11 protein-coding genes are annotated in these 12,601 nt (G+C 65.8%); 4 read left to right on the forward strand and 7 right to left on the reverse strand.

Going from position 1 to position 12,601, the window contains the following annotated elements; all coding sequences use genetic code 11:
- Nucleotides 1–2: 2 nt before the first annotated feature.
- Nucleotides 3–1,346, forward strand: a complete 1,344-nt coding sequence (locus tag NQK35_RS04965) for a nicotinate phosphoribosyltransferase (RefSeq protein ID WP_257114708.1) — start codon at nucleotides 3–5, stop codon at nucleotides 1,344–1,346.
- Nucleotides 1,347–1,369: 23 nt separating this feature from the next.
- Here the strand turns inward: NQK35_RS04965 and NQK35_RS04970 are convergent, their stop codons facing one another.
- The 7 genes from NQK35_RS04970 to NQK35_RS05000 form a co-directional block, all read right to left on the reverse strand.
- Nucleotides 1,370–3,109 carry a DEAD/DEAH box helicase gene (locus tag NQK35_RS04970; RefSeq protein WP_009213448.1) on the reverse strand — a complete coding sequence of 580 codons (1,740 nt, stop codon included), beginning with the start codon at nucleotides 3,107–3,109 and terminating at the stop codon, nucleotides 1,370–1,372.
- Nucleotides 3,106–3,438, reverse strand: coding sequence for a DUF3039 domain-containing protein (locus NQK35_RS04975; RefSeq protein ID WP_048743174.1), 333 nt, complete (start codon nucleotides 3,436–3,438; stop codon nucleotides 3,106–3,108). The genes NQK35_RS04970 and NQK35_RS04975 overlap by 4 nt, the downstream gene beginning before the upstream one ends.
- A gap of 125 nt (nucleotides 3,439–3,563) precedes the next feature.
- Nucleotides 3,564–4,337 carry a glucosamine-6-phosphate deaminase gene (nagB, locus tag NQK35_RS04980; protein ID WP_009213446.1) on the reverse strand — a complete coding sequence of 258 codons (774 nt, stop codon included), beginning with the start codon at nucleotides 4,335–4,337 and terminating at the stop codon, nucleotides 3,564–3,566.
- A gap of 70 nt (nucleotides 4,338–4,407) precedes the next feature.
- Nucleotides 4,408–5,085, reverse strand: coding sequence for a copper homeostasis protein CutC (locus NQK35_RS04985; RefSeq protein WP_009213445.1), 678 nt, complete (start codon nucleotides 5,083–5,085; stop codon nucleotides 4,408–4,410).
- Nucleotides 5,082–6,014: an ROK family protein gene (locus tag NQK35_RS04990; protein ID WP_257114710.1), complete on the reverse strand. Its 933-nt coding sequence runs from the start codon at nucleotides 6,012–6,014 to the stop codon at nucleotides 5,082–5,084. The genes NQK35_RS04985 and NQK35_RS04990 overlap by 4 nt, the downstream gene beginning before the upstream one ends.
- Complete coding sequence (locus NQK35_RS04995) at nucleotides 6,011–7,468, reverse strand: M81 family metallopeptidase (protein WP_257114711.1); 1,458 nt, start codon at nucleotides 7,466–7,468, stop codon at nucleotides 6,011–6,013. Before NQK35_RS04995 ends, NQK35_RS04990 begins: the two co-directional genes overlap by 4 nt.
- Entirely contained in the window at nucleotides 7,465–8,613 is a 1,149-nt protein-coding gene (locus NQK35_RS05000) for an ROK family transcriptional regulator (RefSeq protein ID WP_048743163.1), read from the reverse strand. Before NQK35_RS05000 ends, NQK35_RS04995 begins: the two co-directional genes overlap by 4 nt.
- Nucleotides 8,614–8,863: 250 nt before the next feature.
- Between NQK35_RS05000 and NQK35_RS05005 the strand changes: the two genes are divergently transcribed.
- The 3 genes from NQK35_RS05005 to NQK35_RS05015 all read left to right on the forward strand — a co-directional run bounded on the left by NQK35_RS05005 (nucleotide 8,864) and on the right by NQK35_RS05015 (nucleotide 12,597).
- Nucleotides 8,864–10,663 (forward strand): peptide ABC transporter substrate-binding protein, encoded by a 1,800-nt coding sequence (locus tag NQK35_RS05005; protein WP_257114712.1) that lies wholly within the window; start codon nucleotides 8,864–8,866, stop codon nucleotides 10,661–10,663.
- A 78-nt stretch (nucleotides 10,664–10,741) separates the two neighbouring features.
- The gene (locus tag NQK35_RS05010; protein ID WP_048724736.1) at nucleotides 10,742–11,701 is read left to right on the forward strand and encodes an ABC transporter permease; all 960 of its coding nucleotides are present in this window, start codon (nucleotides 10,742–10,744) and stop codon (nucleotides 11,699–11,701) included.
- A complete protein-coding gene (locus NQK35_RS05015) occupies nucleotides 11,698–12,597 on the forward strand; it encodes an ABC transporter permease (protein ID WP_257114713.1) in 900 nt (299 codons plus the stop codon). The genes NQK35_RS05010 and NQK35_RS05015 overlap by 4 nt, the downstream gene beginning before the upstream one ends.
- The last annotated feature ends 4 nt before the right edge of the window (nucleotides 12,598–12,601 follow it).

The following is a 12,601-nucleotide window of genomic DNA, read 5'->3' on the forward strand; positions in this document are numbered from 1 at the left end:
CTATGCCTGCATCGACATCCACATCTTTCCTCACTGACATGTATGAGCTCACGATGCTCGACGCCGCCCTGAAGGACGGGACCGCGCGTCGGCGCTGCACCTTCGAGCTCTTCGGGCGCCGCCTGCCCGCGACGCGACGCTTCGGCGTCGTGGCGGGAACGGGACGCATCCTCGAAGCACTGGAACGCTTCGAGTTCGACGGCGAACAAATCGAGTGGCTTTCCAGCCGAGGGATCATCTCCGAGGAGGCCGCCTCCTTCCTGGCCACGTGGCGCTTCACGGGCGACATGTGGGGCTACGCCGAGGGAGAATGCTACTTCCCCGGGTCTCCCCTGCTCACCGTCGAGGGGAGCTTTGCTGACTGCACCCTGCTCGAAACCCTCCTGCTGTCCATTCTCAACCACGACTGCGCGGTTGCTTCGGCAGCGTCGCGCATGACGATCGCAGCTCACGGACGCCCCTGCATGGACATGGGCGCACGCCGGGCTCACGAGCGAGCCGCCGTGTCCGCGGCGCGCGCCGCCATCATCGGCGGCTTCCAGGGCACCTCCGATCTGGAGGCCGCCAAGCGCTACGGGATCCGCGCGATCGGAACCGCCGCCCACGCCTTCACCCTGTTGCACGACAGCGAACGCGACGCCTTCGATTCGCAGGTGGCGTCCCTGGGAGCGGGCACGACTCTTCTCGTCGACACCTACGACATCGCCCAGGGAGTTGTCAACGCCGTTGAAGCGGCGCGCGCCGCGGGTGGCGAGCTGGGGGCCGTGCGCCTGGATTCCGGCGATCTCGTTGCTCAGGCCTTCAAGGTGCGCGGGCAGCTGGACGCGATGGGAGCAACCTCCACGAAGATCACGGTCACCTCCGACCTTGACGAGTATGCGATCGCAGCGCTGGGCGCGGCCCCCGTCGATTCCTACGGCGTGGGGACCAGGCTCGTGACGGGGTCCGGAGTCCCGACGGCCGCGCTGGTCTACAAGGTTGTGTCGCGCGAGGACGCCTCCGGAGCTATCGTTCCGGTCGCCAAGAAGTCCGAGTCGAAGTCGACGGTCGGCGGCCGCAAGGTGGCCGGGCGCGTGATGGGCGACGACGGCTATGCCTCCGAGGAGCTCCTCCTCGTCGGCACCTCCATGGAGGAGGGGCAGAAGCTGCTTGCTGAGCGCGGAGCTCGCCCCCTGCAGGTCCCGCTCGTGCGCCAGGGCGTCATCGATTCGACCGCTTGGAGTCCCGATGCTCTCGCCCGCGCCCAGGAGCACCATCTTCGTGCCCGCAACGAGCTTCCCTACCAGGCGTGGCGGCTGTCCGAGGGAGAGGTGGCGATCCCGACCCGCTACGAGGCGATCGCCTAGGCCGGGCGCCGGGGGGCGCAATCTCAGTGCCGCCCGACGAACCACTCGCGCAGCAGAGCGATGCGCGCCTCAATCTGCTCGGTCGTCGCCTGGGCGACTTCGGGACCGCCACAGCGCGAGCGCAGCCGCGAGTGGATGGTCGCGTGGGTGTCTCCCGAGCGGCGTGACCAGGTCGAGACGAGGTGCTGAAGTTCCTTGCGCTTGGCCGCGCGCAGCTTGTGGGCGGGAATTCCCGCGTTGTCCTCGCGCATCTTGCGCGCGCTTCGGCTCTTTCGCTGGGCGGCAACCTGGTCGGCCTGGCGTGCGCGTAGCAGCGTCGTCACCTGGTCGGCGTCGAGGAGGCCGGGGATGCCGAGATACTCCTGCTCCTCTTCGGAGCCAACCTCGGCCCCCGCACCCCACGCTGCGCCGTCGAAGAGGACACCGTCGAATTCGGCGTCGGCTCCGAGGACCTCGAACTGCGACAGCAGGTCGGAGGAGGCTTTCTCCTCGCGGTTGGCAGCCGCCACCATCGCGTCCTCGGGGTTCCACATGGCGTCTTCGTCATCGCCGCGCTTGGGCCGGTCCAGCGCGTGATCGCGTTCGACCTCCATGTCTCCGGCGAGGGAGAGCAGGGGGAGGACGGAAGGGATGAAGACAGTGGCCGTCTCTCCCCTCTTGCGGGCGCGCACGAAGCGTCCGATGGCCTGGGCGAAGAACAGCGGAGTCGACGCGTTCGTGGCGTACACTCCGACGCAGAGCCTCGGCACATCGACGCCCTCGGAGACCATGCGCACGGCAACCATCCACTTGTCGGTGGAGGCGGAAAACTCAGAGATGCGATCAGAGGCATCCGCATCGTCGGACAGGACAATCGTCGGCGCCTTTCCGGTGATGAGACGCAGATGGCGGGCGTAGGCTCGCGCTTGTTCCTGGTTGGATGCGATGACGAGTCCGCCGGCGTCGGGAACGGCGCGGCGCACCTCCTCCAGGCGCAGGTCTGCCGCACGCAGGACCGCGGGAATCCACTCGCCCTTGGGGTCGAGGGCGGTACGCCAGGCCTGCTTCATCATGTCCTTCGTGAGGGGTTCGCCCAGGCGCGCGCTCACCTCGTCACCGGCGTTGGTGCGCCAGGCCATCTGCCCCGAGTAGGACATGAAGAGAACGGGGCGCACGACGGCGTCCTTGAGTGCGTCGCCGTATCCGTAGGTGTAGTCGGCGCGGGAGCGCCGGATACCTTCGTCGTCTTCCGCGTAGGTGACGAAGGGAATTGGGGAAGTATCGGAGCGGAAGGGTGTTCCCGTCAGGGCGAGTCGGCGCGTGGCCTCGGCGAAGGCTTCGCGCACGCCATCGCCCCACGACAGGGAGTCTCCCGCGTGGTGGATCTCGTCGAGAATGACGAGGGTGCGATAGGCGCGGGTGCGGGCGGAGTGGACAGCGGGGTTGGACCCCACCTGCGCGTAGGTGACGGCAACCCCGTCGAAGTGCGATCCGGCGACGCCCTGCGAGTTCGTAAAGTCGGGGTCGATGTGGATCCCGAAACGCGCGGCGTTGGAGGCCCACTGGCCTTTGAGGTGCTCCGTGGGGCACACAACCGTGAGCTTGTCGACGATGCCGCGGGCAATCAGTTCGGTGGCGAGCGTCAACGCGAAGGTGGTTTTTCCGGCTCCGGGCGTCGCGACCGCCAGAAAGTCGCGCGGCGCACAGCTCATGTAGCGTTCGAGGGCGTCGGCCTGCCAGGCACGCAGCCGACCAACCGGTGCGCGCCGGGTCGTCTCGCTCACTTGTCGGAGCCCTTTCCGCCGTCGGAGAACGGCCAGTTGCGCCCGTTCTTGCCCATCGAATCGCGCAGTTCCTTGCAGGTGGGGCACACGGGGTACTGGGAGGCGTCGCGGGTAGGAATCCATACCTTGCCGCACAGGGCAACCACGGGCTGCCCCGTCACCATCGAGGAGTTGGCCTTGTCCTTGCGAACAAAGTGGGCAAAACGATCGCCGTCGCCGCCGGTGCGTTCCCGCCTGGTCTCGGTGCGCTCCAGTAGCCCGGTCGAGGATGCTGTGGAGGGACCGGAGGGCGCGGAGGGGCCGGTGGGTTCGTCGAGGGCGTTACGCATGCACTCATTGTACGTCCCGCCGACGACGCCGAGGCAGTGATGCCGTGCGCCGGGAGCTAAACCCGGCAATGAGGCTGGCCTCGGCTTCGCGAGCGAAGCCGAGGCCAGGGGTCGTGGGCCGCGTGTTACAGGTGCTCCTTGGCCCACACCTCCTTGTAGAAGTCCGCTAGCTCAAGCTTGGAGGCGGCCGCCTCATCGAGGAGGACCGTCACATCCGGGTGGTGCTGCAGGATGGAGGCGGGCCAGCGCTGGGTGACGCCGCCCTCGACCATGGCCTTGACCGCGTCCGCCTTGCCTTCGCCGGTGGCGATGAAGATGTGCGCGCGCGAATCCATGATGGTTCCCAGGCCCTGGGTGACGCAGTGGGTTGGCACGGCGTCGATGTTGCCGTCGAAGAAGCGGGCATTGTCGCGACGGGTCTGCTCGGTGAGGACACCCACGTGCGTGCGCGACGCGAGGGTCCCGCCGGGCTCGTTGAAGCCGATGTGGCCGTCCGAGCCGATTCCGAGGACCTGGATGTCGATGCCTCCGTCTGCCTTGATGGCCGCGTCGTAGGCTGCGGCGCCGGCCTCGAGGTCGTCGCACCAGCCGTCGGGGCCGTGCGCGGCACCCTCGGGCATGTCGACGAGGTCAACGAGGTTGCGGTGGATGAAGTTCGCATACCCCTCGTAGTGATCGCGGGGCAGCCCGACGTATTCGTCGAGGTTGTAGGAGCGAACCTGGGCAAAGGAGATCTGACCGGCCTGGTAGCGGCGCACAAGCTCAGCGTAGAGCTTGAGAGGCGAGGACCCGGTGGCCAGGCCGAGCACAAAGTTCGGCTTGGCGCGGTACACCTCGAGGATGCGGTCTGCTGCCAGTGACGCGATCTGATCTTCGTCGTTGAAAATTCCAATTCTCATGTGGTTAACCTTACACCATGATCATCGATTTGTCAGACGAATCGATGAACAGTCGTTCTCTCTGTTCCACTCAGCGAAGCGCGGCGACGACGCGCTCGACCTCTTCCTGGTCCGTTCCGCACGCCCCGGGCGCCCGCATGTGCACCTCGCGAGCGCGCGAGGCGGCCACAACGTCGGCGACGTTGTGGGCGCGAAGCCCACCGGAGACCAAGATGATGATGTCTTCCCCTCCTCGAGCCACGAGGCGAGCGAGTGCCTCGGGCCTGGCCACCGCAGGGTCTCCCCCGGTGGTGAGAACCCGGTCATAGCCCAGCTCCATGAGGACATCGAGCCCGCGATCGAGATCCTCCACCTGGTCGAAGGCGCGGTGGAAGGTGAGCGGAGCCTCCCCCGCCTCGTCACGCAGACGAGCCGACGCGTCGACATTGATCCGGCCTCCCGGCTCGAGCACACCCACGACGAAGCCGAGGGGAACCGTGGCTCCCCTGCCCACGGAGGCGAGCTGGGCGATGTCGGAGGCGATCCGATCGACTTCTTCGCGCGAGTGCACGAAGTCTCCGGGGCGAGGCCGCACGAGCACCTGGACGCCGCCAGCGGGAGCAACCTCAAGGGCCGCCGCGACCTCGTCGAAAGCCGGGGTTAGGCCGCCGCAGGACAGGTCCCGACAGACTTCCACGCGGTCCGCTCCGCCGTCGCGTGCCCGGCGAACCCCCAGGGCATCTTCGACGCAAATTTCAACAACCGTCACGGCTTCCACCTTTCGTAGCAGCTGGATCCGCCGACGCGGGCCGCCAGGATCGCCGCGCCCCAGCGTCCGCCGGCCCCGCCCAGGGAAGCCCGCACGATCTCGGGGGCGTCGCGGAAGGTGAGCATCGACGCGAACTCCTCGCGCAGGGGGGCCAGCAGGTGTTCGCCGGCGTGGGACAGTCCGCCGCCGATGATGATGCGCTCGACATCGACGGTGAGCGTCATGTGGGTCAGCGACAGGGCAAGCGCACGCACAGCGGTCCCCCACACCTCGCTCGCCACGGGGTCCCGACCAATCCCGTCCTCGACGGCCTTGGCGCCGACGTCGCGGCCTGTTGCCTGCTCGTAACGGCGCGCGATTCCCTTGGCGGAGGCGTAGACCTCCAGGCATCCACGCGAGCCGCAGCGACAGGGCTCTCCTCCGGGGAAGACCGGGGCGTGCCCGACCTCCCCCGCGCTGAAGGTTGCCCCGCTCCACAGGCCATCTTTGAGCATGAGCGCCACGGAGATGCCCGTCCCAATCGGCATCATCAGGAAGGATGAGGCTCCGCGTCCCGCGCCGAGCAGCCCCTCGGCCAGGCCGGCGGCTCGCCCGTCGTGCATGAGGGCGGCGGGCACCCCCGTCGCCTCCTCGACCGCGCGCGCGAGTTGCACTCCGCGCAGCTCAAGGTTCGCGGCGTAGACAACGGTTCCGCTCTCCTCGTCCACGAGGCCGGGGCAGATAAGCCCGAAACCCACCAGGCCCGGATGACCGTGGGCGAGACGCTGGCCGATCGCCCCCACCTGGGACGCGACGGCCTCACGATCCGTCGCTTCGTTCCCGTCTGCGAGGATCGATCCGGCCTCGTCAACGATCATCCACTTGATGGAGGTTCCTCCGATGTCGATGCCGGCGAAGACCGGGCCGAGCGAGTCCTTGACGGTACTCATGGCTCCACGACCTGTGCGCGCAGATCGGGGGCGGTCATGTCCGGGTCGAAGGGGAACATCGGGCGTTCGATCTTGTGATGGCCCAGGCGAATGAGGTCCTGGTCCACTCCGCCGGGGGTGAGCGCCATGAGCCAACCCTTCTGCGTGTTGTACAGGTCGGGTTCGAGGTATCCGATCTTGACGACGACGACGTCCGCGGCGGTGATGTCAATGCCGAGGGCCTCGAACTGGCTGAACATCGTGTACTGGTTGCGATTCGTCGTCACGATAAAGCGCAGGCCACCGACGCGTAGCGCGGCGGTGCGCCCACCCATCGGGTCGTCGGTGAGCGCCTCGACGGTTGCCCGCACGCGAATCGGTCCGGGTTCACGCGTGTCAATGTGTCCGCCCACCTCGACATCGATCTCGGCGCCGATCCCGGCCTCCCAGGCGCCCGCGGCGGCGACCGGGTCGATGATCGAGGCGTAGACAACGTCCAGGCTCGCGTCCTGGACGGGCTTCCATGCCAGGAGGGCGGCGAGCGCGACCGTCACGTCGTCGGCACCTCCGGCGCCCGGATTGTCCCCGGAATCGGAGATGAAGAAGGGCTTGGGCCCTTCCTCGGCTGCCGCCAGGCATTCCTCCATGGAGGCAACGGGTGCGACAAACTCGAAGCGATCGTGCACGTCCCAAAAATACTGGCCGATGCGCTCGGCCTGCTCCTTCACGAGATCCGCGTCGTCACCCGTGACGACGACCGCTCCCTTGCAGCGGGGCTGGTCCGCCCACGCGAAGCCGATCCAGATAGCCGCGTCGAGGATGCCCTCCATTTCCTCGATGGGGTCGATCATCTTGTAGAGGGACTTGGCGGGTTCGATGCGTGTCGAGGTCTTTTCGCCGGGTAGCAGGACGGGGACGTGGACGAGCGCCTTGACGGGCTTGGGCGCACCGTCCAGAAGGCGCCGACCCAGGTTGTATGCGGCACGGCGACGCGATTCGAGCGCGTCCTCGTGGGGGGCCAGGCGGTAGCACGTGAGCAGGTCGCACCCATCGAAGAGATCCTGGGAGACATTGCCGTGCAGGTCCATGGACGCACTGACCATGGGATCGGGGCCGATGACGCGGCGAATGGCGGTCATGAGATCCCCCTCGGCGTCGTCCATGCCCTGGACGCTCATGGCACCATGGATGTCGAAGAAGAGGCCGTCTAGGGGACCTGCCTCCCCCAGCCCCCGAAGGATCTCCTCCTTCCAGGCGTCGTACGCGCCGCGCTCGACGACACCGCCGGGAAGGGCGCGCGCGTGGAGGACGGGGATCCACTCGATCTGTCGAGCCCAGTCCTCGTCCCTCCAGTAGAAGCGCTCCATGAGCTCGCTTCCCCGGGTGACGGTGAAGTCCTCGGCTGTCGAAACATAGGGGGTGAAGGTTGAAGACTCGATGTGGATCCCTGCAACGGCGATGCGGGGCTTGGTCATGAGCGATTCTCCTTTGAGATCTTGTGGGGGGTGAGTGTCGATAGACCCCAGAGCGCGGCGTCGCGCCCTGAGCGGGATGACTCGATCACGAGGTGTTCCATGATCGAGGGGAGGCAGGATTGGTGGAGCGCGGCTCGTACCCCCGCGCTGAACGCATCGACGGCGGACAGCGCCCCGCCGACGATGACGCCCTGAGGAGCAAGGAAGGAGACGAGGTGTGCCACGCTATGCCCGAGGAGGGTGCCTGCCTGACGGATGGCTGTAGCCACCTCGGGGATTCCGTCGCGTGCCGCCTCGAGCAATTGAGCGTTGTTCTCGTAGGCGAGGCCGACAGCGGCCAGGTCGGAGCGGATCGAGTCAGCCGAAGCGATGGTTTCGAGGCATCCGACGTTGCCACACTTGCATGGTCGCCCCGCTGCCGCGTCAACGGGAATGTGGGAGATGTCGCCGGCGAGGCCGCCTCGTCCCACGAGGGGGACGCCCTCCATGAGGTAGGCCCCGCCGATGGCCGAACCCGCCTTGATGTAGATGAGCGTGTCGATGGGAGACACTCCCGACAGTCGGCGTCGATAGACCGATTCTCCGATGGCGCCCGCGCGCGCATCGTTTTCGATCGTGGCGGCGAGGCCGCATTGTCGGCTCACCGCCTCGGCGACGTTGATTCCATCCCACCCCGGCATGCGGGCCGGACGGATCACGCGCGTGTGCTCGGCATCGACGGGGCCGGGCACGGCGATGGCAAGTCCACCGACACGCACTCCCGCAGCCTTTTCTTGACGGCTGACCTCCTCCATGACGACGTCCAGGACCGCTTCGGGGCCCCGAGCAATGTCGACGAGAAGGCTGGTAGCTTCCCCCACTCCGCGGGCAGGATCCGTGAGTGCCACCAGGCCGTGGTGAGCACCGAGTTCAACGAGCGCGAGCGCGCCCGCTCCGTCGGCTGCGACGAGGCGACGAGCTCTGCGCCCACCCGTTGACACGGATTGATCGCTTTCCTCGATGACGCCGGATTCGACGAGCCGGGACACCGCTGCCGACACCGTGGACGGAGCCAGTCCCGTCTGCTTGACGATCGCTGGGCGCGTGTCGGCTTGGCCGGACCCGATGAGGGTCAGGACAGTTTGGTCGACGTCATGGGCGGCCATGGCACCTCCTCTTGAGCATGCATGCAGTAACCGCAACGTTACACGGCACTCCCCGTTGAGAACAGGATCAATTATGCACCATCGAATAAAGCATGGTGCTACTTTCGCCAAAGTTCGTCGTTATTTTTTCGTAACATTGGCAATTTCTTCCAAGTTGGCAACACTGCTCAATAAACTGTCATATGATGTATGCCATCTGGCAGGGTTGACTCCGGCCAGAGTCCCCGATCAACGTTGATTTGGAGCAGTCATGAACCTCAGAAAGAAGCGGTGGATCGCCACCGGAGCGGCGCTCGCGATGGTCGCCACTCTGGGCCTGTCCGCCTGCGGCGGCAGCAACCGCGCCGCCACCTCCGAGACCGGAAAGAACGAGGTCACCATGGCCTCGCGCATCCCGAACTGGATCTTCCCGGTCTCTGCCAAGGGATACACGCAGGGCGAGAACGGGAACTTCATCCAAGCGATGTACCGCCCCCTCTTCGCCTACAAGTCCACGTCCGAAACCCCCTACAAGATCAACCTCCCCAAGTCCCTGGGTACCGTTCCCGAGGTCTCCGAGGACGGCCTGACCTACACCATCACCCTGCGCGAGGACGCCAAGTGGAGCGATGGCACGCCCGTGACCACCCGCGACGTGGAGTTCTGGTGGAACCTCGTCACCAACAACAAGGACGAGTGGGCCTCGTATAAGAAGGGCTTCTTCCCCGACGGCGCGAAGCTGGAGGTCAAGGACGAGCGCACCTTCTCGATCACGACCGAGGACAAGTTCGCCCCCGCCTGGTTCATCGACAACCAGATCAACAAGGTTGCTCTCCTACCGCAGCACGCCTGGGACAAGTCCGGCGCTGACGAGGCCGTCTCGGACCTGGACCGCACCCCCGAGGGCGCACAGCAGGTCTTCGCGTACCTCCAGGGAGAGGCCAAGAACCTCTCGACCTACGCCACCAACCCCCTGTGGCAGACCGTCAACGGTCCCTGGAAGGTCTCCTCCTTCACGCCCGACCAGGGCCTGGAGATGGTCCCCAACGAGAACTACTGGGGCGAGGACAAGCCCAAGATCGACAAGCTCATCTACAAGGCCTTCACTGGTGACGACGCCGAATTCAACTCCGTGCGTTCGGGCAGCATCGACTTCGGCTACATTCCCGCCGCGCAATACAACCAGCGAGGCGCCGTCGAGAGCAAGGGCTACAACGTCTTCCTGTGGCCCGGCAACTCCATCACCTACCTGGCAATGAACTTCTACCCCAAGGCCCCCGGCTCCAAGTTCACGAACCAGAAGTACATCCGCCAGGCGATGCAGCAGCTGATCGACCAGAAGACCCTCTCCGAGAAGATCTGGTCGGGAACCGCCTCCCCGACGTGCGGCCCCGTCCCCATGGAACCCGACAAGGTCGGCACCCTGGACGGCTGCGTCTACCCCTTCGATCCCGATGCGGCCAAGAAGCTCCTGGAGGATCACGGCTGGAAGATCAACCCCGACGGAGCCTCCACCTGTGAGAACCCGGGCACCGGAGCCAACCAGTGCGGCGAGGGTATCGAACAGGGCGACGCCCTGACCTTCAAGCTCGTATCCCAGTCGGGCTTCGTCTCCACACACCAGATGTTCGAGGTGATCATCTCCCAGTTCGGCAAGGTCGGCATCAAGCTCGACATGAACGAGGTTCCCGACTCCGTGGGTGCCTCCCAGGCGTGCGATGACGAAACCCCGTGCACGTGGGACCTGTCCTTCTTCGGATCCCAGACCTCGTGGGGCTTCCCGATCTACGCCTCCGGCGAACGCCTCTTCGCCACTGACGCCCCCGTCAACCTCGGCCAGTACTCCAACCCCGAGGCCGACAAGCTCATCGAAGAGTCCACGCGCTCGTCCGAGCCCAACGCGCTGAAGGCATACAACGACTACCTCGCCGAGGACCTGCCGGTCCTGTGGATGCCTAACCCCTACTACCAGATCACCGCCGTGAAGAAGACGCTCGACCTGGGCGACATCGACGCGACCGGCGACACCTGGCCCGAGGACTGGTCCTGGACGACCGGCGAGGGTAAGTAACACCTCGCTTAGCGCCTCACGGGGCAGGCGCCCGCACCCGCTCACGCGGGCGCCTGCCCCCTAACCGTGGAGTTCGCAATGATTCAATTCATCCTCAAACGCCTTGGCCAGGCAGTCGTCGTGGTCTTCCTGGTCACCATCATTACCTTCGTTCTCCTCCAGTCCCAGCCGGGCGGCGCAGCCCGAGCGGCGCTGGGCAAGGACGCAACCAAGGAACAGCTCGCCGCCTTCGACCACGAGAACGGCTACGACCGTCCGATTCCCGAGCAGTACGTCACCTACCTGAACAAGATCGCGCACGGAGACTTCGGCTACTCCTACCAGCACAACCAGTCCGTCAACGACCTGCTGGCCGCACGCCTGCCGCGCACCATCTTCCTGTCTCTTCTGTCCACCATTCTCGCCCTCATCATTGCCATCCCCCTGGGCGTGTGGCAGGCGGTCAAGCGAAACAAGGCGCCCGACTACGTCGTCACGATCGCGTGTCTCCTGGCCTACTCGACCCCCATCTTCTTCGCGGGCCTCCTGCTGATCGTTCTCTTCTCGCAGGTGTGGCCCATCCTCCCCAACGATGCACCGCAGGGCGAAGACCTCTCCGTCATGTGGAAGCAATGGGATCACCTGATCCTCCCGGTGTGTGCGCTCTCGATTGGAACAATCGCCGCGTACGCCCGCTACGTTCGTTCCTCCATGGTGGATAACCTCAACGAGCAGTACGTTCGCACCGCTCGCGCCAAGGGATTGTCGGAGTTCCGCGTGGTCTTCGTCCACACGCTGCGCAACGCCATGTTCCCCGTCATCACCATGATCGGCCTGTACATCCCCGCGATGTTCTGCGGCGCCCTCGTCATCGAAACCCTCTTCAATTTCAACGGCATGGGCTACCTGTACTACCAGGCGACGGGAAGACGCGACTACCCAATCCTCCTGGGCGTCGCCCTGATTGTCTCCTTCGCGACCGTCATCGGCGCGCTCCTGGCAGATTTCCTGTACGCCGCCGCTGATCCTCGCATCCGACTGGCAGGACGATCCAAATGACCACAGCAACCGCAGCCCCCACTGCGCCCGTGAAGGCGCGCGCCGTCCGCAAGTCCACCAAGCTGCAGGGCCTGCAGGTCTTCATGGAGAACCGGCTCGCCGTCTTCGGCGTGTGCCTGATCCTCATCCTGATGGCCTTCTCGTTCATCGGCCCCCTCTTCTACGTGACCGACCAGATCCACACGGACCCATTGAACTCGGCCCTGCCCCCGTCCGCCGAACACCCGCTCGGCACCGATACGGTCGGCTACGACCAGCTCGGACGCCTCATGAAGGGCGGCCAGACCTCGATCATCGTCGGCCTCTTCGCGGGTATCTTCGCAACCACGATCGGCACGCTGTACGGCGCGATCGCGGGCTTCGTCGGGGGCTGGGTCGATGCGATCATGATGCGCATCGTTGACGCCCTCATGTCCGTCCCTGTCCTGTTCCTTTTCATGCTGATCGCCACGATGATCCCGCCGACCGTCCCGGTCCTCATCATCATCATGTCGGCCCTGTCCTGGCTGGGAACCTCCCGACTGATCCGAGGCGAGGCGCTGTCCCTGCGCACGCGCGAGTACGTCGTCGCGATGCGCGGCATGGGCGGGTCGATGCCCCGAGCGATCCGGACGCACATCGTGCGCAACACGATCGGAACCGTCATCGTCAACGCAACCTTCCAGGTTGCCGACGCCGTCCTCTACGTCGCCTACCTGTCGTTCCTCGGCCTGGGTGCACAGCCTCCCGCCACCGACTGGGGGGCCATGCTCTCCAACAGCCAGTCGCAGGTCTATTCCGGCAACTGGTGGTTGCTCTACCCGCCGGGCGTCCTCATCATCCTGCTGGTCCTGTCGTTCAACTTCATCGGCGACGGCCTGCGTGACGCCTTCGAAGTTCGACTGCGCAAGAGGTGAGCAC

The organism is Schaalia odontolytica, assembly GCF_024584435.1.
GTDB lineage: Bacteria > Actinomycetota > Actinomycetes > Actinomycetales > Actinomycetaceae > Pauljensenia.